The sequence below is a fragment of the Mesorhizobium sp. M1334 genome (assembly GCF_040317995.1).
Lineage (GTDB): Bacteria > Pseudomonadota > Alphaproteobacteria > Rhizobiales > Rhizobiaceae > Mesorhizobium.
Map to the genome: position 1 here is coordinate 709,230 of NZ_JAMYLM010000001.1, position 21,941 is coordinate 731,170.

20 protein-coding genes and 1 tRNA gene are annotated in these 21,941 nt (G+C 63.8%); 11 read left to right on the forward strand and 10 right to left on the reverse strand.

Going from position 1 to position 21,941, the window contains the following annotated elements; all coding sequences use genetic code 11:
• Positions 1-23 precede the first annotated feature (23 nt).
• Complete coding sequence (locus NKH17_RS03375; RefSeq protein ID WP_352897454.1) at positions 24-1,262, reverse strand: CmpA/NrtA family ABC transporter substrate-binding protein; 1,239 nt, start codon at positions 1,260-1,262, stop codon at positions 24-26.
• Positions 1,263-1,264: 2 nt separating this feature from the next.
• On the reverse strand, positions 1,265-1,864 hold the full coding sequence (locus NKH17_RS03380; protein ID WP_023676288.1) for an ANTAR domain-containing response regulator: 600 nt from the start codon (positions 1,862-1,864) through the stop codon (positions 1,265-1,267).
• Positions 1,865-2,281: 417 nt separating this feature from the next.
• Here NKH17_RS03380 and NKH17_RS03390 point away from each other — a divergent pair, with 417 nt between their 5' ends.
• Together NKH17_RS03390 and NKH17_RS03395 are read left to right on the forward strand one after the other, a co-directional pair.
• Positions 2,282-3,337, forward strand: coding sequence for a branched-chain amino acid ABC transporter substrate-binding protein (locus NKH17_RS03390; RefSeq protein WP_352897456.1), 1,056 nt, complete (start codon positions 2,282-2,284; stop codon positions 3,335-3,337).
• Positions 3,338-3,457: 120 nt separating this feature from the next.
• Entirely contained in the window at positions 3,458-5,929 is a 2,472-nt protein-coding gene (locus tag NKH17_RS03395; RefSeq protein ID WP_352897478.1) for a PAS-domain containing protein, read from the forward strand.
• A 441-nt stretch (positions 5,930-6,370) separates the two neighbouring features.
• Here NKH17_RS03395 and NKH17_RS03400 read toward each other — a convergent pair whose 3' ends face one another.
• The 3 genes from NKH17_RS03400 to NKH17_RS03410 form a co-directional block, all read right to left on the reverse strand.
• Positions 6,371-7,081: a serine hydrolase gene (locus tag NKH17_RS03400; protein ID WP_352970097.1), complete on the reverse strand. Its 711-nt coding sequence runs from the start codon at positions 7,079-7,081 to the stop codon at positions 6,371-6,373.
• 44 nt (positions 7,082-7,125) lie between these two features.
• Positions 7,126-7,494, reverse strand: coding sequence for a serine hydrolase (locus NKH17_RS03405; protein ID WP_352897460.1), 369 nt, complete (start codon positions 7,492-7,494; stop codon positions 7,126-7,128).
• A gap of 486 nt (positions 7,495-7,980) precedes the next feature.
• A complete protein-coding gene (locus tag NKH17_RS03410; RefSeq protein WP_352897462.1) occupies positions 7,981-9,480 on the reverse strand; it encodes a helicase HerA domain-containing protein in 1,500 nt (499 codons plus the stop codon).
• A gap of 168 nt (positions 9,481-9,648) precedes the next feature.
• Between NKH17_RS03410 and NKH17_RS03415 the strand changes: the two genes are divergently transcribed.
• Both NKH17_RS03415 and NKH17_RS03420 read left to right on the forward strand, forming a co-directional pair.
• Entirely contained in the window at positions 9,649-9,780 is a 132-nt protein-coding gene (locus tag NKH17_RS03415; protein WP_352649808.1) for a type 2 periplasmic-binding domain-containing protein, read from the forward strand.
• 124 nt (positions 9,781-9,904) lie between these two features.
• Entirely contained in the window at positions 9,905-10,321 is a 417-nt protein-coding gene (locus NKH17_RS03420; protein WP_352897464.1) for a hypothetical protein, read from the forward strand.
• A 180-nt stretch (positions 10,322-10,501) separates the two neighbouring features.
• Here the strand turns inward: NKH17_RS03420 and NKH17_RS03425 are convergent.
• Positions 10,502-10,577 (reverse strand) — tRNA-Ala (locus NKH17_RS03425).
• 163 nt (positions 10,578-10,740) lie between these two features.
• Positions 10,741-11,130 carry a TIGR02300 family protein gene (locus tag NKH17_RS03430; RefSeq protein ID WP_254816066.1) on the reverse strand — a complete coding sequence of 130 codons (390 nt, stop codon included), beginning with the start codon at positions 11,128-11,130 and terminating at the stop codon, positions 10,741-10,743.
• A 194-nt stretch (positions 11,131-11,324) separates the two neighbouring features.
• On the opposite strand from NKH17_RS03430, the gene aroA reads away from it, so the two are divergent.
• From aroA to rpsA, 3 genes are all read left to right on the forward strand, one after another.
• Positions 11,325-12,683: a 3-phosphoshikimate 1-carboxyvinyltransferase gene (gene aroA / locus NKH17_RS03435; RefSeq protein WP_352509789.1), complete on the forward strand. Its 1,359-nt coding sequence runs from the start codon at positions 11,325-11,327 to the stop codon at positions 12,681-12,683.
• Positions 12,684-12,911: 228 nt separating this feature from the next.
• Positions 12,912-13,562, forward strand: coding sequence for a (d)CMP kinase (gene cmk / locus NKH17_RS03440; protein ID WP_352480697.1), 651 nt, complete (start codon positions 12,912-12,914; stop codon positions 13,560-13,562).
• Positions 13,563-13,766: 204 nt separating this feature from the next.
• Positions 13,767-15,464, forward strand: a complete 1,698-nt coding sequence (gene rpsA, locus NKH17_RS03445; RefSeq protein WP_023676278.1) for a 30S ribosomal protein S1 — start codon at positions 13,767-13,769, stop codon at positions 15,462-15,464.
• A 106-nt stretch (positions 15,465-15,570) separates the two neighbouring features.
• Here the strand turns inward: rpsA and NKH17_RS03450 are convergent, their stop codons facing one another.
• Genes NKH17_RS03450 through NKH17_RS03460 form a run of 3 tightly spaced genes read right to left on the reverse strand, consistent with a single transcriptional unit; the run spans position 15,571 to position 18,761 of the window.
• Positions 15,571-16,278 (reverse strand): SDR family NAD(P)-dependent oxidoreductase, encoded by a 708-nt coding sequence (locus tag NKH17_RS03450; protein ID WP_352897467.1) that lies wholly within the window; start codon positions 16,276-16,278, stop codon positions 15,571-15,573.
• Between the two features lie 57 nt (positions 16,279-16,335).
• Complete coding sequence (locus NKH17_RS03455) at positions 16,336-17,916, reverse strand: 5-guanidino-2-oxopentanoate decarboxylase (RefSeq protein ID WP_352897469.1); 1,581 nt, start codon at positions 17,914-17,916, stop codon at positions 16,336-16,338.
• A complete protein-coding gene (locus tag NKH17_RS03460) occupies positions 17,913-18,761 on the reverse strand; it encodes a dimethylarginine dimethylaminohydrolase family protein (protein WP_352897480.1) in 849 nt (282 codons plus the stop codon). Before NKH17_RS03460 ends, NKH17_RS03455 begins: the two co-directional genes overlap by 4 nt.
• Positions 18,762-18,978: 217 nt before the next feature.
• Here NKH17_RS03460 and NKH17_RS03465 point away from each other — a divergent pair, with 217 nt between their 5' ends.
• From NKH17_RS03465 to NKH17_RS03480, 4 genes are all read left to right on the forward strand, one after another.
• Positions 18,979-19,788 (forward strand): ABC transporter ATP-binding protein, encoded by an 810-nt coding sequence (locus NKH17_RS03465; protein ID WP_352897471.1) that lies wholly within the window; start codon positions 18,979-18,981, stop codon positions 19,786-19,788.
• A 55-nt stretch (positions 19,789-19,843) separates the two neighbouring features.
• A complete protein-coding gene (locus NKH17_RS03470) occupies positions 19,844-20,638 on the forward strand; it encodes a transporter substrate-binding domain-containing protein (protein WP_352741072.1) in 795 nt (264 codons plus the stop codon).
• Between the two features lie 125 nt (positions 20,639-20,763).
• Positions 20,764-21,495, forward strand: a complete 732-nt coding sequence (locus NKH17_RS03475; protein ID WP_352649813.1) for an ABC transporter permease — start codon at positions 20,764-20,766, stop codon at positions 21,493-21,495.
• On the forward strand, positions 21,495-21,941 hold a 447-nt coding region (locus NKH17_RS03480; RefSeq protein WP_352691801.1), incomplete at its 3' end, for an ABC transporter permease subunit. The genes NKH17_RS03475 and NKH17_RS03480, both read left to right, overlap by 1 nt.

A 21,941-nucleotide genomic window follows, 5' to 3' on the forward strand; every position in this document is an offset into this window, starting at 1 on the left:
GCACAAGAATGGCGCCGAAATGATCAGACTTCGGCGCGCGCCAATTTCTGGCCGGCAATGTAGGCGTCGATCTCGTCGGGATCGAAGATCTGACCGTCGAAGAAACCATCGGGACCGAGCACCAGGCTTGCCCCCGCCGAACCGACCGGAGTCGCGGCCTTCAGCGCGCCCTCGACCTTGGCATTGGCACCGGGAAGCGCCACGCCAAGCGGCTTCAACGCCGAGCGGTAGAGATCGGGGCGGTAGCAGTCGCGGGCAATAGCGAGGTTTTCCGGCGTGTGCGCGACATGCCCCCAGCGCACCATCTGCGTGTAGAACCACAGCGCATGGCTCTTCCACGGGAAGTTCGCCGCCTTGTCGAAGGGCAGAAAGAAGTCGCCGACGCTCAGTTCGGCGCCGCCGCCGAGCGCCAGATGCCCGCTGAGGATCGGCATCTGAAGCGCCGGCGCCAGGCCGAGAAAGGCCGGCTGCGCCATCAGGGCCGCGAGTTCGCCACGGTTTGCCGGGTCCTGGCACCAGCGCGCCGCATGATGCAGCGCGCGCAGCAGAGCCGAAAGCGCGTCCGGCTCTCTTTCGGCCCATGCCTTCCGCACGCCGACGACTTTCTCCGGGCTGGTCTTCCAGATGGCCGCCTTGACCGTGGCGATATGGCCGGTGCCGGCGACGACCGCGGCGCTGTTCCAGGGTTCGCCGACGCAGTAGCCGTCGATCCTGCCGGCGGCGAGCGCGTCGGCCATGAATGGCGGCGGCACGATGACGATTTCGATTTCACGCGACGGGTCGATGCCGCAGGCGGCGAGCCAGTAGCGCAGTTCGTAATTGTGCCCGGAATGCGGATGGACGACGGCGAGGCGCAGCGGATCGCCGCCGCCATTCGCCCGTTCGCGGATCAGCGCGCCCAACGCCTTGCCGGCCCACGCCGGATCGAGATCGGGTTGGGCGCCGTGCGCGGCCATGCCGGCCCAGACGGCGTTAGAAACCGTCACGCAATTGCCGCCGAGGCCGAGCGAGAACGGCACGACGGTGTCGGAGGCGAGCGGCGTCAGCCCCAGATTGCAGGCGATCGGCATCGGCCCCAGCATATGCGCCAGGTCGAAATGGCCGATGGCGATGCGGTCGCGGATGTTGGCCCAGGACGTTTCCCGGTTGAGCGTCAGGTCGATGCCTTCACGTAGGGCGAAGCCGATTTCCTTCGCCGCGACAAGGATGGCGCTGTCGAAGAGCGGCATGAAGCCAACATTGATCCGGTGCTCGGCCGCCATTCTCAACTCTCCTCGGGATCCAGAAGCCCTGCCGCCGTCACCAGGCTCTGCGCGATTTCGGCGATCTTGCGGTTCTGGTTCATGGCTGTCTTGCGCAGCAGCGTGTAGGCCGCGTCCTCCGACAGGCCGCGCGACTTCATCAGGATGCCCTTGGCGCGATCGATCACCTTGCGGCTCTCCAACTCGCTGCGGGCCTCTTCCAGTTCGCGCGCCATGCGCGAGAAGGCGTTGAAGCGACTGATCGCCATATCGAGGATCGGCTTGACCCGCTCCTGGCGCAGGCCGTCGACGACATAGGCCGACACCCCGGCTTCCACCGCTGCCTCGATCGACGCCTGGTCCGAGCGGTCAACGAACATGGCGATCGGCCGCTTCACCACGCGCGAAAGCTGGAACATGTTTTCGAGCATGTCGCGGTTGGGATTTTCGAGATCGATGACGATGACGTCGGGTTCGATCTCGGCGATCCGCCGCGCGATGCCGGCGACGTCGTGGATGACCGTGACCTGCTGATGCCCTGCCTCCCGCAGTCCCGCTTCGATTATCGAAGCGCGGATGTGGTTTTCATCGATCACCAGGACAGTGAGGGATTTGCGGATCATGCCGCATTTTGCGCAGGCGAGGCGATTGTGCAATGCGGCATAGCGAGATTCACGGAAACAAAGCCGACGCCGCCTGAGGCACTGGACGCGACGGCCGGCGCGACGGACTTGACGCCGCGGGCACCGGCACCCGCCTGATCGGCACTGGCTGCCTGCAGGTCTTACCAGCGTAGGTGATCGGCTCAGGCGCCAAGATCCCGGCCTTCCTGGCCTGGCTCGGCACCGGCCTGACCTATGGCGTGCCCAACGCGTGCGCGATTCCGACCTCAGCGAACGAGTTATGACACGCCATTCCAGTGTATGATGGCTTCGCCAAATTGGGTGTGCGCTGCAATAGCAGCCCGAGACAGCCGCGCTTGCCGAAGGGGCTGTCGGCTCTGACGGGATTGGCGTAAGCTACCGACAGAGGATGCACGCATGCACCGCATCATCGCCATAGCGATCGCAGTTCTCGCGGCCGTATTCAGTTCCGCGCGGGCGGAGGTGCTGGTCGGGGTCTCGGCTGCGATGACAGGACGGCTTGCCTGGATCGGCGAGCAGGGACAGCGCGGCGCGGAGATGGCAGTGGCCGACGTCAACACGGCGGGCGGCGTGCTCGGCCAGAAGGTGAGGCTCATCTCGGTCGACGACTTCTGCGATCCCGAGCAAGCTGTGGCGGCCGCCAAGAAGCTGGTGGCTGACGGGGTCGTGCTCGTCGTCGGGCATTATTGCTCCGGGGCCTCGATCCCCGCATCAAAAGTGTACGAGGAGGCGGGCGTCGTTGAGATATCCCCAGGCTCGACCAATCCGCAGCTGACCGAACAGGGCCGTGCCAATGTCTTTCGCACCATTGGCCGCGACGACGCGCAAGGTTTCATCGCCGGCAACTACCTTGCCGATCACTGGGGCAACAAGAAGATTGCGATCCTCCACGACAACTCGACCTATGGGAAGGGTCTCGCCGACGAGACCAGGAAGCAGCTGAACAAGCGGGGCGTGACTAAGGCCGTTTACGACGCATACATTCCCGGGAAGGACGACTATTCGGCCGAGGTCGCTGCGTTGCAGACCGCCGGCGTCTCCGCCTTATATGTGGGTGGGTATCATGCCGAGGTTGCGCTGATTGCTCGCGCTGCACACGACAGTGGCTACACGGTTCAGCTCATATCCGGAGATGCTTTGGCGACTGAGGAATTTGCCCTGATCGCCGGCCCCGCGGCGGAGGGGACCCTCTTCACGTTCCCGGCCGACCCGAGGCGAAGCCCAGAAGCGGCCGCGGTCGTTGAGCAGTTCCGTGCGGAGAATTTCGAACCCGCCGGCTACACGCTGTTGAGCTACTGCGCGGTCCAGGTTTGGGCCCAGGCAGTCTCGAAGGCAGGTTCGCTGGAGCCGAAGGCCGTCATTGCGGCACTGCACGAACAGGAATTCGACACCGTCATCGGCCGGGTCGATTTCGACGACAAGGGCGACCTCACGAAACAGAGCTGGGTTTGATACGTCTGGCGCGGCGGGGAATACGTGCCGGTTGAATAGGGTTCGCTGATCGCCGGCGTGCCGGCTGAGATGTCTAGTCTGATGCAGACCAGTGTGGCCGGACTGTTCCGACTCGCCGAGATGCTTGAACGCCTCGGCATACGCGGCCGGCTGTTGCTCGCCTTTTTCGGGATCAGCGCCCTTGCGGTGCTGGCAACCGCTGCGGCGCTTTATGCCTTCCTCCAGGTTGGCGACGTCGTCGACCGAATTACCACGGATCGAGTACCGTCGGCGCTCGCCTCCCTCCAGCTGTCGCGTCAGGCCGAACGGGTCGCTGCTGCCGCGCCATCGGTGCTGGCAGCGACAAGCAGGGCTCAGCACAGCGAGGTGTCGGCTGCCGTCGCGCTCGAGATGTCCCGCCTCGAGGCCCTGCGCACGGACCTCCGGGATGCCACGCTGGGCACAGTGCATTTGGCCGAGATCGAGGAAGCCGCGATTGTTCTGAGGCGCAACCTGAAGGAGCTCGACTCTCTTGTTGTCGCCCGGCTCGACGTGGTCGCCCGCAAGGAGGAGCTCCTGAACCGCCTCGCCGCGACGACGACCGGAGCCCAGCGCCTTGTCGCCACTGGCATCCTAGTAATGGATTCCAGGCTCCCGCAATGGCGGGCGGTCGCGGCCGATACGTCGCTGTCGCCCGATCGACGCGCAGCGGCGATGGCCGAGCTGGTCCAGGCGATTGCGGCCTACATCCCCCAGCAGAAGGCGCAGCTGGAGATCTCGGCGGTCAACGACGCGCTGGTAAAGGTCGCGAACGCGCCGACGCCGGGCGACCTGGCGTTGATCCTTTTTCCGCTACGCCGTTCGCTCACTGCTCTTGAAAAGGTTTCCACGGAGATCGACGAAAAGCTGCGGACCCGCTTCCGGCAGCGTGTCGACGAGTTCAAGGGTTTGACCGACGGCGAGGACAGCATCCGCAAGGCGCGAGAGGACGAGTTTGCTGTCCTGGCACAGGGCGAAAGGCTTCTGGCCGAGAACAATCGACTGTCGCGCAATCTCACCGCTGGCGTCGATCGCCTGGTCGCCATGGCAGACCAGGAGATCGCTGCGTCCGGTCGCGAAGCCGCGCTCGTCCAGCGCTACGGCACCGCGGTTGTGCTCGGCTCCGCCTTCCTCAGCCTCCTGAGTTCGGTTCTGGTTGTCTGGCTCTATGTCGACCGCAGCCTCCTCGCCCGACTGGGGGCCGTGAGCCAAGGCATGCTCGCGATTGCGGGGGGCAACCTTCATGCGCCGCTGCCGGCGGCGGGCAGCGACGAAATCGGGCGCATGGCCCAAGCGCTGAGGCTCTTCCGGGATACTGCTGTCGAGGTCGAGGAAAAGAACCTGCGCGACGTTGCAGAAGCGCGTCAGCGGCTAGTCGATGCCATCGAAAGCATTTCCGAAGGTTTCGCTCTCTATGACAGAGAGGACCGGCTTGTCCTAAGCAACAGCCGCTACCGCGAACTGCTTTACGCTGGCCTGGAGACCGAGCTAACCCCTGGCACAGCATTCGAGGAGATCATTCGCCGATCCGCCGAGCGCGGCTACATCAGGGACGCCGAGGGGCGGGTCGAGGAGTGGGTTGCCGAGCGCCTGTGGCGACACCGCAATCCTGGCGAACCATGGGTGCAGCGGCGAGGCGACGGCCGATGGATCATGATCAGCGAGCGGCGGATCAGCGCCGGCGGCACGGTCGCCGTCTATTCGGACATCACCGAGCTGAAGCAAAGGGAGGAGAACCTCGCCGAGAAGTCCGCGGCCCTAGAGGCGCTTTCCAGCAAGCTGGCCAAATACCTGGCGCCGCAAGTGTACAGCTCGATATTCGCCGGCCGCCAAGACGTTAGAATCGCCAGCCAGCGGAAGAAACTGACAATATGCTTCTCCGATATCGCCGGCTTTACCGAGACCACTGACAAAATGGAATCCGAGGATCTCACCCAGCTCCTCAATCACTATCTGACGGAAATGTCGAAAATTGCTTCGGATCACGGCGCGACAATCGACAAATATGTCGGCGACGCGATCCTGATGTTTTTCGGCGACCCTGAGACGCGCGGCGTCAAGGAGGACGCGCTGGCGTGTGTGCAGATGGCTCTCACCATGCAAAAGCGGATGAGCGAACTTGCCGAAATCTGGCGTGACATTGGAATTGAGACACCGCTGCGCTGCCGCATCGGCATCCATACCGACTACTGCACTGTCGGTAACTTCGGCAGCGAGGACCGGATGGATTACACGATAATCGGCGGCGCCGTGAATCTCGCCTCGCGCCTGGAACAGGAGGCGCCACCGGGGACCGTCCTCATTTCCTACGAGACGTTTGCGCAAGTGAAGGACATGATCGACTGTGAGGAGATGGGGCACGTCCAGGTCAAGGGGATCGCCTATCCCGTCGCCACCTACCGCGTCATCGATCTGAAGGCCAATCTAGCGGGCGCTTGTCGCGCCGTTCGAACCGAGCTGCCGCACTTCAGTCTGGAACTTGAACCGGAGCTGATGTCCGCTGACGAGCGTGACGATGCTGCCACCGCGCTTCGAGACGCGCTGGATCGGCTTTCCTACAAGCCCGGGCAGTAGGGCTTGGTTCACAACGACCCTCCCATGGACGCAAGGGGTAGGATGTGGGAGGCAGCCTATTGGCGCTGTCGATGCGAAGGCCACAGAACGGTCGCAGTCAGTCTTTGAACTCGGGCGGAACGTCCGCATCGGAGCCGAGACTTAACATTCACGGCATCACTGGCAAGGTCCGGATATGGCGCTTTGCTGATGTTGAGCGACGTCAGTTTTCGCCTAAACCACCCCAATCCAAGAGGCGAGAGGCAGAACCTTGGCCGCCGCTTGAGCAGGCCGTGAGCAGCGATGAAGCGGGTCGGGCGCCGGCAAAGGTCGTCCTCAGGAGGGGGATAGCTAAGCGGTCGGCCAGCCGGTGTCGCGCTTGCCTTGCCACGAAACATGCCGTCCGTCAGGCCTCTCCACAGCGTTAATCATCGCGCACGTTCCCCCTGATCAGCGCGAAAATCAGCGTGGAGCGATCTCTGCGACGAGATCGTTCGTCGTCTTGACCCCCGCCATGAAGCCGGCGGCATTGAATTCGTTCATGACGAAGAAAGCGCCGACGCCGCGTGTCGGTGCAATCGCAACATAGAGAAACATCCCTTGCAGCCCGCCGCTCTTCTGGAGGATGAGCGGGCGATGCTCGTTGGGGAGCATGATGACCCATCCGAGACCCATGGCGTCCATCGGGCCGCCGTCATCCAGCCCCACCACCGACGCGAGCCCGTCCCGGTACAAAAAAGCCGCGTGGTTCAAAAGGCGGAACTCGGCGTCGGCCGCGGAAGGCTTGTTGTCGACATGCCAGTTCATCCAGCGCAGCAGGTCGTCCGCGGTCGAGTACAATCCACCGGCGCACTCCATGGCTGTGCTCGTCGGCACGATGGGCATGGCGCTGCCGTCGAAGTTATGGCCCTGCATCAGGCGCGGCTGGTCCTCCGGTCTTGGGTTGAAAACCGTGTCTTTCATGCCGAGAGGATCGAGGACACGCTCCCGCAGGACCTCGGCATAAGGCTTTCCAGAGACATTCGCGAGCGCCGCTCCGAGGAGGTCGTATCCGAAGTTCGAATAGAGAACGGCGGTGCCCGGCGCGAAGAGCAGCGGATTGTCCTTGAGGGCGGCAATCTGCGCCTCTTTGGTGTTCGTAGAGAAGGGGTCGGAGGGGGGCGGCTCGGCCACTGGCACCTCCCGCGGAAGGCCGGAAGCTTGCGCGACGAGATCGATCAGGCGGAGGGCGCGGCCATCCTTCTCCGGGAAGTGACGTCCCAGCCAAGGCGATCCTGCAGCCGGTCGGTGAGCTGTACCTTGCCGTCGATCGCCAGCGAGGAAAGCACGCTGCCGCAGAACACTTTGCTCACGGACGCGATGCGGAACATAGTGTCGCCGTCGGGCACTTTTTCACTCCCGTCGGCAATCTTGCCGAAACCGGCCAAGGCCGTCTCGCCGTTGCGCACGGCGCCGAAGATCAGGCCAGGCACCTTGGTGGAGAGATACAGGATCGTACCGTTGAACTGCACCGCTTCCGCCAGCAGCTTGTCCTCGGCATGCCCATGAGAGGGAACGGCTGCAATTGCCGTCAAGGCGATGGCCATAAGTCGGCGCGACCGAGACAAACGCATTGCCAACTCCTTTGATAAAGCTGCACAATAAAATCTTCGGAAAAGGGCCGCCGCGTAGTATCTTACCATCTCTCCAGAAGCAGGAGATGTCAACAGAACGCACCGAAGAGGGTAACCGGCGCCGGCAGCATAGTTTCGGCGGATATTTGCGCTACAGTCCTGCCGTATTTCTTGTCCTTCGTCAGTTGATCGGGGCTGATCTCTTCATTGGAAAACCGACCCGCGGGTAATTTAGAAGATATGTAAAGCGCCGTCGGCAGGAGTGCTGTAGCGTCGAACAACTTACAATAGGCGGATCTACGTCGCGCCGATCATCGTCGTATGGTGAAGACCGGGCAGAAGAGCTGTGGCGGGCCAGCGAGGCCCTATCTGCGCAAAAAAAGACTCGCCGCTGTACCTGCCGCTTAGTCATACATCGCCTTGATGCGTGGCATTCCCCTTGCGCGCTCGGCCGCCGCCTCACAGCGCCAAACTGCCCTGCTCCACCTCCGCCGCATTCGGATCGCCCGGCGCCGTCGCCCAGGCGAGCTCCACCAGCGTCACCGTCCGCCTTCCGGCCCCATCGAGTTGGCACACGATCAGCCCCTGTTCCTCGATATAGGTCAGCAGGCGCCGGGCGCGGCGTAGCGAGTGCGAGCCGTAGGCGCGGGCGACCGCCGCATCGCTCGGGCAGGGCCACCCCTCCTTGGCCGCGCGGGCGATCATCATGAACACGCCCTGCATATCCTCGGGCAGCAGCGAGGCGCGCGCCGAGACATCTTGCCAGGCGTCATCGTCGGCCATGTCGGAGCCGAGGCCGGCGCGGGCGCGCGTCAGCATGCGGCGGAACGCGGGCAGGTCCGGCACGACCGAGGCGAGGCCCTCTATGCGGCAGCGGACCACGAACTCCTGATAGAGCACGCCGATGACACGGAAGCCCGCGTCGGGTTGCGCCAGCACAGCGCGCAGCACCCGGTCGACACGCTCGCGCCGCTCCGCCAAGTCCTCGGCGCTGATCGGCGGCTCCACCGCTTCGGGGCGGATTTCCAGCGCCGCCGATTTTGCCGCCATCAGCTGATCGAGCAGGTCCGGCGACGACCGGCGCTGCGGCCGGACGGTTTCGGGCGGCGGGGCCGCCAGGATGATCGCGCGCGCGTCCTCCAGTCCCGATTCCGGCAGCGGCATCAGGCGCGGCGTCGCGTTGCGCGGGCTTGTATCGGTCGGGCCGATGCGCAAGCCGAGCGGACGGCGCGACAGCGCCGGGCCGAGCGCCATGAACTGCCCGCGCTCGAGGTCGCGAAAGGCTTCCGCCTGGCGCCGCTCCATGCCGAGCAGGTCGGCGGCGCGCGCCATGTCGATATCGAGAAAGGTCCGGCCCATGAGGAAATTGGAAGCCTCGGCGGCGACGTTCTTGGCAAGCTTGGCCAGCCGCTGGGTGGCGATGATCCCGGCCAGCCCGCGTTTGCGGCCACGGCACATCAGGTTGGTCATGGCGCCGAGAGAGAGCTTGCGCGCCTCGTCCGAAACCTCGCCGGCAACCGCCGGCGCGAACAGCTGCGCCTCGTCCACCACCACCAGCATCGGATACCAGTGATCGCGGGCGACCTCGAAAAGTCCGCCGAGGAAGGCGGCGGCGCGCCGCATCTGGTTCTCGGCGTCGAGCCCCTCGAGATTAAGCACCGTGGAGACGCGGTGGATGCGCGCCCGCTCGCCGGCGCTCTGCAGGCCGCGCTCGGTATGCTCCTCGGCGTCGATCACCAGATGGCCAAAACGGTCGCCCAGTGTCACGAAGTCGCCTTCGGGATCGATGATCGTCTGCTGCACCCAGGGCGCACTCTGCTCCAAGAGCCGGCGCAGCAGGTGGGACTTGCCGGAGCCCGAATTGCCCTGCACCAAAAGGCGCGTCGCCAGCAGTTCTTCAAGATCCAGCGCCGCCGGGGCGCCTGCGCTCGTGTGGCCCATCTCGATCGCAACCGTCATGTCTTCGACTCTCCTTAAGGAGAGGGCTTATCAACCGCATCACAGCCCGTCGAGCGCGCCATGGCCGACGCTCCGTGTTGCGCACAGGCTGGATGCTGCTGACGATCAGGGGATCGCACAGGATTGGAATGAAACGGGCCGTTTCGATTCGATAAGGAGGCGGTGCGGATGTTTCGCAGCCGTTATCCGGAGATCGAGGTGGATCTCATCGGGATGAATTCGCCATTGCTGGAAAGAGCACTCGCCGCCAGCGAGATCGACCTCGGCGTGCTGCATCCCCGCTCTCGACCCCGGAGCTGATCGTCCATGGCCTGCCCGACGAGCCGCTGGTGCTGGCGCTTCCGGCAACACACCGGCTTGCGGCACGCCTTTTACCCACTGTCGTGGCGCCATTCACGAAACGACGAACAACAAAGCTCTCATAATGACTGTATCGATCAATATTTCTGTCGAACGGAACATCCTGGAAAAACTCTCGTTGGGTATAGATCGCGATCCAGCGATGCAACTCGATGGAGACACTAAGATGATGAAAATTCTCTCTGCATCCCTACTTGCTATCGGCCTGGCCACATCTGCCATGGCACAATCAACCGGTTCGGGAACTGGCGGAACTGGTATGAACGGCAATACCGGCGTCGACACGGGCACCGCCGGCAACAGCGGCAACAACGGGACCAGTACCACTACGCCGAACCAGATCGATCCGAATGCAACGAACGCCACCACGCCGCAGACAAACGGTATGGGGGACCGCTGCAAGGATACGGCAGGCAACGACACCGACAACAACACCCCAAGCGGCGCCATGACGTCAGATATGCAGAACTGCAACAAGTAACGGAGTTTTGCTCAGCGGTCGTTTCAGCCCGCTGCCTGGTCCAGACCGGGCACGGGCTCACCATTTTAGACGGACGGCGAGCCGAGGTCGGCTAGCCATACATTTTGTCTCAGCTAGGTCCGCGACAGATGGCGGCCAGCCGGGACCGGCGGCCGTTCTGCTGATTTTCGCGAAGAGAACTGGTGGAGCCAATCGGAATCGAACCGACGACCTCTTGAATGCCATTCAAGCGCTCTCCCAACTGAGCTATGGCCCCACTCCGGCAGTTCGCCGGCGCCGTTTCCGGCGAAGAGATCCGGCGCGGTTTCTAGACCGCGCCGTTCGTGCAGGCGGCTTCTAACCCCGCCTTAAGTCAATATCAAGCCTTCAACGACCGCTTTTTCTAGGCGGCGCGGCGAAAGCCGGCGAATGCGGTTCGCTCAGACTTCGTCGTCGTCGTCGCCGACGCCGATCATGTCGGCAACGTCGTCGTCTTCTTCCTCCTCGTCGGCGAGGAATGTGTCATCCTCATCATCGCCAAGGTCGACGTCGTCCTCGTCATCGGCGAGATCGGGAAGCTCGTCGGCCTTGGCGTCCTCGTCCGCCTCTTCGAGCGAGACGACCTCGACGCCCTCTTCCTCCTCGGCGTCCACTTCCTTTTCGGCAACTTCCTCTTCTTCCTCGAGGGCGGCTATCTTGCCCTCTTCGAAATAGGAGCGCGGATAGCTCTTGCCCGTGTAAGGCGAGACGATCGGGTCCTTGTTCAAGTCATAGAATTTTCGACCTGTCTCCGGGTCGATGCGTTTGGTGCCAAGTTCGGGTTTTGCCACAGCAAGCCTCGTCGATGAAAGTTTGGTCCCCTTAACCAGAGTTTACGGCGCTGTCAAAGCGAAAAGCCGGCGTCCCAAAAAGCGTGAATTCGAAGGCCTGCGTACCAAGGGGATGACCATTTCGGTCCGCCATGATAGGAGACCGCGCAAACCAGAAGAAAATAGCCGGGCGCCGGCGTTTCCAGGAAAGAACCATGTCGCACGCTGCTGCCCCGAAACAGGCCACCGCCCGCAAATCATCTGGCCTTTCAGGTGCGGCACGGGTGCCGGGCGACAAGTCGATCTCGCACCGCTCGTTCATGTTCGGTGGCCTGGCCTCTGGCGAAACCCGCATCACCGGGCTGCTGGAAGGCGAGGACGTAATGCGTACGGGCGCTGCCATGAAGGCGATGGGCGCTCATATCGAGAAGCATGGCACCGAGTGGGTGATCCGCGGCACCGGCAATGGCGCGCTGCTGCAGCCGGAAGGCCCACTCGATTTCGGCAATGCCGGCACGGGCTCCCGCCTCACCATGGGCCTGGTCGGCACCTATGACATGGAAACCACCTTTATCGGCGACGCCTCGCTGTCCGGCCGGCCGATGGGCCGCGTGCTCGAGCCGCTGCGCCAGATGGGCGTGCAGGTGCTGAAGGCGACGCCTGGCGACCGCATGCCGATCACGCTGCACGGGCCCAAACACGCCGCGCCGATCACCTACCGCGTGCCGATGGCATCGGCACAAGTCAAGTCGGCGGTGCTGCTGGCTGGGCTGAACACGCCGGGCATCACCACCGTCATCGAGCCGGTGATGACGCGCGATCACACCGAAAAGATGCTCAAGGGATTCGGCGCCAATCTGTCGGTCGAGACCGACGAGCGCGGCGTGCGCCACATTTTCATCGAAGGCCAGGGCAAGCTCACCGGGCAGACCATCGCGGTGCCAGGCGACCCCTCCTCGGCGGGCTTTCCACTGGTGGCGGCGCTGATCGTGCCGGGCTCGGACATTACAATCGAAAACGTGCTGATGAACCCGACCCGCACCGGACTTCTGTTGACGCTGCAGGAAATGGGCGCGCGCATCGACATAATCGACCCGCGCAACGAAGGCGGCGAGGACGTCGCCGACCTGCGCGTGCGCTATTCCGAGCTGAAGGGCGTCACCGTGCCGCCCGAACGGGCGCCGACCATGATCGACGAGTATCCGGTGCTTGCCGTGGCGGCGAGCTTCGCCGAGGGCGAAACGCTCATGCTCGGGCTGGAAGAGCTTCGGGTGAAGGAATCCGACCGGCTGTCGGCGGTCGCCAACGGGCTAACGCTCAACGGCGTCGACTGCACCGAGGGCGAGGCCTCGCTTGTCGTGCGTGGAAAGCCGGGCGGCAAGGGCCTCGGCCAGCACCCCAACGGACAGGGCACCATCGTCCAGACCCATCTCGACCACCGCATCGCCATGAGTTTTCTGGTGATGGGGCTGGCGACGGAAAAACCTGTGACCATCGACGACCAGGCGATGATTGCTACGAGCTTTCCGGAATTCATGGGGCTGATGAAGGGGCTGGGGGCGGAGATCGAGTAGCTTGACGGCAATCGCAAACCTTGAAGATTGGGCGCCAACATCCTTCCCTTCGTCATCCTGGGGCGAAGCAAGGAGCGAAGCGACGCAGCGAAGACCTCACGAGCCATGCCGTGACGTCAGAGCATCGCAACGGTGCAGAATTCTGGTTCGCAGCATTCTTCGTCTGCGCCCTGGGATGACGAAGGCGCGGTGGCCTGTTGCCAAGCGGACAAAGGCGGCAGGCAGCCGATGAGCACCCCCTTCAGCATCGCCATCGACGGCCCCGCCGGCGCCGGCAAGGGCACGCTCGCCCGCAGGCTCGCCGATCACTACCGGCTAAACCTGCTCGACACCGGCCTTACCTATCGCGCGGTGGCGCATGCGCTGCTCCGGCTCGGCCTGCCGCTCGACAATGTTTCGGCCGCTGAAACCGCGGCCCGGCAGGTCGATCCGGCAAAGCTCGACCGCGCAGTGCTTTCGGCACACGCCGTTGGCGAGGCGGCTTCGAAAGTGGCAGTGATCCCGTCGGTGCGGCGCATCCTGGTAGAGAAACAGCGTGACTTCGCAAGAACACCGCCTGGCGCGGTGCTCGACGGCCGCGACATCGGCACCGTCGTCTGTCCCGATGCCGACGTAAAGCTCTATGTCACGGCCAGTGCCGAGGTGCGGGCAAAGCGGCGGCTGGATGAAATCGAGAGCATCGGCGGCACTGCCAATTTCGACGAAATCCTTGCCGATATCGTGCGCCGCGACGAGCGCGACATGGGACGCGTGGACTCGCCATTGAAGCCGGCTGTCGACGCGCACTTGCTCGACACGTCGGAAATGGCTATAGAAGCCGCGTTTCTGGCAGCACGGGCGATCATCGACGACGTCCTGGCCAAGAGAAACAAAGCCTGAGCCTGGGTTTTCCTGCCGCCGCCGATTGCCGGCGACAAAAAGAATTCCCATATCGGGCGTGAACCAGCCTGCCAGCATTCTTCATGCGCCGGAATTGCCGCTCAAAGGCGGCCAGGGCTTTTGCCCGGAACGCCGGCAGGCCAACGCAACGCTAACCCACGGCGCCGGCCCCGCGACAGATTGCGGGGCATTCCAGGAGAAACTATGTCAGTTGCAAATCCCACTCGCGATGATTTCGCGAGCCTGCTCGAAGAATCATTTTCCGCCGGCCATTCCGGCGAAGGCCAGGTCGTCAAGGGCATCATCACCGCCATTGAGAAGGACATGGCCATCATCGACGTCGGCCTCAAGGTCGAAGGCCGCGTGCCGCTGAAGGAATTCGGCGTCAAGGGCAAGGATACGACGCTCAAGGTCGGCGACACGGTCGAGGTCTATGTCGAGCGTATCGAGAACGCGCTTGGCGAAGCCATGCTGTCGCGTGAAAAGGCCCGCCGCGAAGAGAGCTGGGTCCGTCTCGAAGAGAAGTTCACCAAGGGCGAACGCGTCGAAGGCGTCATCTTCAACCAGGTCAAGGGCGGCTTCACCGTCGACCTCGACGGTGCCGTGGCTTTCCTGCCGCGCAGCCAGGTCGACATCCGCCCGATCCGCGACGTCTCGCCGCTGATGCACAACCCGCAGCCCTTCGAGATCCTCAAGATGGATCGCCGCCGCGGCAACATCGTGGTATCGCGCCGCACCGTGCTCGAGGAAAGCCGCGCCGAACAGCGTTCGGAAATCGTGCAGAACCTCGAAGAAGGCCAGGTGGTCGAAGGCGTCGTCAAGAACATCACCGACTATGGTGCGTTCGTCGACCTCGGCGGCATCGACGGCCTGCTGCACGTCACCGACATGGCATGGCGCCGTGTCAACCATCCGACCGAAATCCTCAACATCGGCCAGACGGTCAAGGTGCAGATCATCCGCATCAACCAGGAAACCCACCGCATCTCGCTCGGCATGAAGCAGCTCGAGAGCGATCCGTGGTCCGAGATCGGCACCAAGTTCCCGATCGGCAAGAAGATCAAGGGTACCGTCACCAACATCACCGACTACGGCGCGTTCGTCGAGCTGGAGCCGGGCATCGAAGGCCTCATCCACGTTTCGGAAATGTCGTGGACCAAGAAGAACGTGCATCCCGGCAAGATCCTGTCGACAACGCAGGAAGTCGACGTTGTGGTGCTCGAAGTCGATCCGGCCAAGCGCCGTATCTCGCTCGGCCTCAAGCAGACGCTGGAGAACCCGTGGGAGGCCTTCGCGCGCAGCCATCCCGTCGGAAGCCAGGTTGAGGGCGAGGTCAAGAACAAGACCGAGTTCGGCCTGTTCATCGGCCTCGAAGGCGACGTCGACGGCATGGTCCACCTTTCCGACCTCGACTGGACCCGTCCGGGCGAGCAGGTGATCGAGGAGTACAATCGCGGCGACATGGTCAAGGCGCAGGTGCTCGACGTCGACATCGACAAGGAGCGCATCTCGCTCGGCATCAAGCAGCTGGCCAAGGACACGGTCGGCGAAGCCGCGACGTCGGGCGAACTGCGCAAGAACGCAGTCGTCACCTGCGAGGTTATCGGCGTGAAGGATGGCGGTCTGGAAGTGCGGCTGGTCGACAGCGGCATCGAGACCTTCATCAAGCGCTCCGACCTCAGCCGTGACCGCGACGAGCAGCGCCCCGAGCGCTTCACCGTCGGCCAGAAGGTCGACGCCCGCGTCATCGCCTTCGACAAGAAGACCCGCAAACTGCAGGTCTCGATCAAGGCGCTGGAAATCGCCGAAGAGAAGGAAGCGGTCGCCCAATACGGTTCGACCGACTCCGGCGCTTCGCTGGGCGACATCCTTGGCGCCGCGCTGAAGAAGCAGGGCAGCTAAGCCAACACCGCGCTTCGCGCGGGTTATAAACGAAACAAAAGAGCCCCGCCGGAACGATCCGGCGGGGCTTTTGCTTGTGACCTTTTGCTTGTGACGGGCCGCAGGCTTAGGCCCTGCCGTAAAGCGGCACCAGCGTGCCGCTGATGGCCATGTTGGCCGGCGAGGCGAGATAGGCAATGGCCTCGGCGGCCGCTTCAAGGCTGACCCATCTGCTGAAATCTGCGTTCGGCATGTCAGCCCGGTTGGCCGGCGTGTCGAGCGTCGAGGGCGCCACGGCGTTGACCAGGATGCCGTTGCCCTTCAGCTCTTCGGCCATTGCCACGGTCATCGCGGCGACTGCCGCCTTGGCGGCGGCGTAGGCCACCTTGCCGGAGCCGCGCCGCGGGTCGAGCCCGGCTCGCGCGGTGACATTGACGATGCGGCCCGGCATGGAAGATTCCAGCATCGAGCGTATCGCCGCGCGGCAGCACAGGAAGGTGGTGCGGGCGTTGGTGTCCATCATCTCGGCGAAGGAGGCGGGCTCGATCTTCTCGACCGGCGCGGCGGTGAAGCCGCCGGCCAGATGCACCGATGCCCATAAATTCGGAACGCTGGCATAGAAGGCGTCGACCTTGGCAGGGTCGGCGAGGTCGACGTTATGCGCCAGCCTGACGCGGTCATGCGCCGGGAAAGGGAAATGTGCAGGCGCGGCAGCGTGAGCGTTGGGCACATGGCAGATCGCGCCCTGCTCCAGCAGGTTCCCTACGACCGCGCCGCCAAGGGCACCGGTGCCGCCGGTCACCACGATATGTCTGCCGTCCAGTGTTTCCGTCATATTCGACCGCTCCGTCATTGCGCGCCGCCGATCCGGAAGGTCGCGCCTTTCGCGCGATCACTCAACCGAAATCTCTATGACGTAAGGTCGTCCAGTCGCCCGCGCGCGCCCAAGCGCGTCCGCCAAGCCGCCGGCGCCGGAAATCCGCTCGGCGGCAATGCCGTAGGCTTCGGCCAATTTGCAGAAATCCGGCGGTGCCGGGGAGACGCCGACCGGCTCGACGCCGACGTCGAGCATCGAGGTTTCGATCTCGCGGTAGCCGCGATTGTTCCAGACGGCGAAGATCACCGGTGCCGCAGCGTCGAGCGCGGCGCCCAGTTCCGGCAGGGTGAACTGGAAGCCGCCGTCGCCGGTGAGGCAAACGACCGGCGCCTCAGGCCTGGCAAGGACGGCGCCGATCGCCGCCGCCGGCCCATAGCCGAGCGCGCCGAAGCCGGTGGCCGCGTTGAACCAGCCGGCCGGCCGGTCATGATCGTAATAGAGGTTGGCGGCGTAGACCGGCTGGGTCGAATCGCCGACGATGATCGCGCCAGGCAGCGCATCGCGGATCGTCTCGACGGCGCGCAGTTGCGCCTGCATAGCCGGGCCGATCTCGGCAAAGGCCGCTTGCCGCGTCGCGGCGGCGCGAGCGGCGCCGTCGACCGATTGCGCCTGGCCCGTGCCGAGTTCGGCACCCAGCGCCTCGAGCGCTGCACCGCAATCGGCCTGGATCGAAATCCGGGCCGGCCGGCGGGCAAGCTGGTCGGCGCCGATGTCGATGCGGATCAGGTTGGCAGGCAGGACAAAACCGCCGTCGCCATAGCCATCATAGTCGGTCGGACCGAATTCGGTGCCGGCGGCAATGACCAGATCGGCGTCGGCCATCAGCGCACGCACCGCCTTCAGGCTGGGGCTGGCCGGCACGCCAAGCGGATGGCGATAGAGCAGGCCGCGCGCATTGGCGGTCTGGACGACCGGCGCTCCCAACCTCTCGGCAAGGCGCTGCAACGGCGCTTCGGCCGCTTTGGCGCCGCCGCCGGCCAGGATAAGCGGCCGGCGGGTAGACGCGCACAGCCTTGCCGCCCGGGCAATTGCCGCCACATCCGGCTCGGGCGGCGCTGAATTCCGCAGCAGCGGCACGATGCCGTTGGCAGGCAGGCTCATGACATCGGTCGGGATCTCGATATGCACCGGACCCGGACGCGAGGATGAAAACAGCGCAAAGGCGCGGGCGAGCACGCCGGGCAGCTCGCCGGCCTCGGTGACACGGTGCGAAAACAGCGCCACCTTCTCCATCATGCCGCGCTGGTCTGGCAGTTCATGCAGATGGCCAAGGCCTTTGCCCAGCGTCGGTGTGGCGTTGACGCCCGAGATTACCAGCATCGGCACCGAATCGGCGCGCGCCTGGCCCATGGCGGTGATGGTGTTGGTCAGCCCCGGCCCGGTGATGACGAAGACGATGCCCGGCCTGCCGCTGGCGCGCGCATAGCCATCAGCCATGAAACCGGCGCCCTGCTCGTGGCGCGGCGTGACGTGACGGATCTTCGATCGCGCAAGCCCGCGATAGAGCTCGACCGTGTGTACGCCGGGAATGCCGAAGACTGTGTCGACGCCGTGCGCTTCGAGCAAGGTGATGAGCGCTTCGCCGATGGTCGTCATTGTCTTAGCACCGGGCGTGTGAGGCAGGTCGGGCCGCCCTCGCAGGCAATGCACAGCGCATCGGCCTCGAATGTCGAGACCGTACAGCCAGCGGCCTGCATGGCAGCCGCCGTCCTCGGAAAACCGGCAACGGCGATAACCTGGCGCGGCGCGGTCGGCAGGACGTTGAGGCTGAGCCCATTCGAGGCGAAGAATTCGTCGGCGTCGCCCTCGACCAGCCGAATGCCGCGTTCGCGCAGCATCTGGTGGAAGGCGACCGGCAGGAGGGGCGCATAGACCAGCGCCAGATCGTCGGCGAGCGGGCTGATCACCGACATCAGGTGCAGGCAGGCCTCCTCGCCTTGCCAGAGCGGCAGGTCGAAGCCGTAGACCTGGATACCCTTGGGCGAAAGCAGGTTGGAGAGCTGCTGGATGCCGAGCTGATTGGTGCGCACGCCGCGGCCGACGGCCAGCGTGTTTGCATCCACCCACACGCAGTCGCCGCCCTCGACCTGGCCGGGAGCCTCGATACGGCCAAGGATGGGGATGCCCATGCGCCCATAGGCTGCCTCGTGCAGGCCTGGCTCGGGCCGGCGCAGCGCCTTGCCCATAGCGAGGATAACCGCGCCGTGGTCGGTCATCAGCGAGGGATCGTGGGTGAAGACCGAATCGGCAAGCCCGTCATCGGCGTCGCTCAGCCATTCGATTTCGGCGCCTGAGACAGAAATCAGCCTGGCCAGCGCATCATGCTGGGCCGCCGCTTTTTGCGGATCGAAGCCGGGGCCATAGTGCCAATCCAGCGCTTCGGCCCGACGCATGGCGCTGGCGGCGGAGCGCATCAGCACGCGCTGCAGCGTCCCGGCCATCGACTGCGACCCGTATGCTTTGCCCACTAAATTCTCCTTAAACGCGCCCCTCCTGCCAATAGCCACTCGGCAGGCGGTGATCAATGGTCCAAAAACTGCGGTTGACGGAGGCAAGGGGAACGGTCCATCTTGAGAATCGGAACGCTGTCCAGTGACGGGTAATGGGTAAAAAATTCCAGCAAGGACTGCCTCGGTTGCTCCGCGGGGCGCCGCGACGATGACAGCGCCCGTCACCGCCCTGAAGCATCCGGCGCAAAACGGCGCTGCCGAAGCCATCCACGTCGAGAACCTGCACAAGAATTTCGGCAACCTGCACGTACTGAAGGGCGTTTCGCTGTCGGCGCGCGACGGCGAGGTGATCGCCATCATCGGCGGCTCAGGCTCGGGCAAATCCACGCTGCTGCGCTGCATCAACTGCTTGGAGAAGCCGACCAGCGGCATCATCCGGGTCAATGGCGAGCAGATCCGGTTGAAGGCCGACAGCCACGGCCACACCGTGCCCGCCGACCGCAAGCAGATCGAACGCATCCGCTCCAAGCTCGGCATGGTCTTCCAGAACTTCAATCTGTGGAGCCACATGACGTTGATCGAGAACGTCATCGAGGTTCCCGTGCATGTGCTCGGCGTCAAGCGCGATGTGGCGATCGGCGAGGCGGAAAAGCTGCTCGCCCGCGTCGGCCTTGCCGAAAAACGCGACGTCTATCCCGCTTATCTGTCGGGCGGCCAACAACAGCGCGCCGCGATCGCCAGGGCGCTGGCCATCAATCCGCGCGTCATGCTGTTCGATGAGCCGACCTCGGCGCTCGACCCGGAGCTGGTCGGTGAGGTGCTGAAGGTGATCGGCGACCTGGCGCGCGAAGGCCGCACCATGGTGCTGGTCACCCATGAGATGAAGTTTGCCCGCGAGGTCGCGACGCATGTCGTCTACCTCGATAATGGGCTGGTCGAGGAAGAAGGGCCGCCGGAACAGATCTTCGGCGCACCAAAATCCGAAAGGCTGAAGCAGTTTCTGCGCAATGTTGGATGACTTGCGAGAAAAGCAGACGGGAACGTCAAAGCAAAAAATGGGAGAACTGAAAGAAATGAAACCTTTTCTCAAAACGGTGCTCGCGGCCACGCTGATCGCATTGTCGGGTACATTTTCGGCAAGCGCCGAACAGATCAAGGTGGGATTTTCGCCTGAAGCCTATCCGCCGTTTTATTCGCAGGATGCCTCCGGCAAGTGGGGCGGCTGGGAAGTCGACATCGTCAACGCCATCTGCGGCGAAGCCAAGCTGGATTGCGTATTGACGCCGGTCCCATGGGACGGCCTTATCCCGGCGCTTAAAACCAAGAAGATCGATGCAATCATGAATTCGATGTCCATTACCGACGAACGCAAGAAGGAAATCGACTTCTCCGACAAATATTATAACACGCCGACCGCGGTGATCGGCGCCAAGGATCAGAAATTCGATGCGACGCCAGAGGGGCTGAAGGGCAAGATAGTCGGCGTTCAGGCCTCCACGGTGCACGCCGCCTACGCCAAGAAGCACTTCACCGACGCTGCGGAAATCAAGGAATACCAGACGCAGGACGAGGCAAATCAGGATCTCGCCGCCGGCCGGATCGATGCCACCCAGGCCGATTCGATCGCGCTCGACGCATTTTTGAAGTCGGATCAAGGCAAAGCGTGCTGCGACCTCAAGGGTTATGTCGCACCGGACCTGGAAGTGCTCGGGCCTGGCGTCGGCGCCGGCGTACGTCAAGGCGACACCGAGCTCAAGGATAAGCTCAATGCCGCAATCAAGGCCATCCGAGCCAATGGCAAGTATGCCGAAATCACCAAGAAGTACTTCGACTTCGACATCTACGGCGGCGAGTCGCAGTCCAACTGACGGCAGCGGCATCAAGCCGGGCAGGCCTAGCCGCCATCGTCGCGATGGCACGTCCGGCTTGATACATCATTGGCGCCTCAACCCGGAAGTCCAGGGGATATAAGCTGAGCGACGTTCTCGCCACCATGTTCGGAGCCAGTTCGCTGGAATTGCTGTCCTTCGAACCGCCGAACGGCAGGGGTCTCAGCCTTCTGCACGGGCTGGCAAACTCGGTCGGAATTGCCTTCGGTTCCTTTGGGGTCGGTCTTGTGATCGGTGTCGGCGGCGCCTATGGCAAGCTCTATGGCGGGCCAGTGGTCCGTGACCTGCTGGAAGTCTACACCACAGTGGTCCGCGCCGTGCCCGAGTTGGTCCTGATCCTGCTGCTTTATTTCGCTGGTACCGACCTCATCAACCAATTGCTTACCGCGCTCGGCTATGCCGCGATCGATATCAACGGGGTTGTCGCCGGCATAGGTGTGCTCGGTGTCGTGCAGGGCGCCTACTCCACCGAAGTCTTGCGCGGCGCCATCCGCGCCATTCCGCAAGGCCAGATCGAAGCCGCCCGGGCGTATGGAATGCCTCCCGGCCTGCTTCTCAGGCGCATTACGCTGCCGGCGATGCTGCCCTTCGCCATTCCGGGCTTGGCAAATCTGTGGCTGATCGCCACCAAGGACACCGCGCTTCTCGCGATCGTCGGCGTTAATGAACTGACCCAAACCACACGGACGGCAGCCGGCGCGACGAAGGCTTATTTCACCTTCTTCATGGCGGCGGGCGCGCTCTATCTCGTCCTGACCCTCGTCTCCAACATCGCTATCGGGCGCGTTGAGCGCTGGGCACGACGCGGCATGCCTTCGATCGCGGGATCGCATTGATGGCCGCCGAAACTCCGGTCATTGACGCCGCCGCACGGGCCTCGCTGTGGATGCAGCCGCACCGCATAGCGCTGATCCTGATCGCGCTAGTTGTCGTGGTGGCATCGATTTTCCTCATGCGCTGGGATTGGCTGCCGGCCTATCTGCCCCTGGCTTTGCAAGGCATATGGCGGACCATCTGGCTGCTTGTGGTAACGTCGGTGCTGGGCATCGCGCTGGCCATTCCCCTCGGCCTTGCGCAGGTGATCGGCCCGCCGATCTTGAGTGTGCCGGCCAAGGTGTTCTGCACGATTATTCGCGGCACGCCGCTGCTGCTCCAGCTCTGGCTGCTCTACTACGGACTGGGTTCGCTGTTTCCGCAATTTCCTTGGATACGCGAGTCGTTCCTCTGGCCCATTCTAAGGCAGGCATGGCCCTACGCCGTTCTTTCTCTGACGATCTCGTAT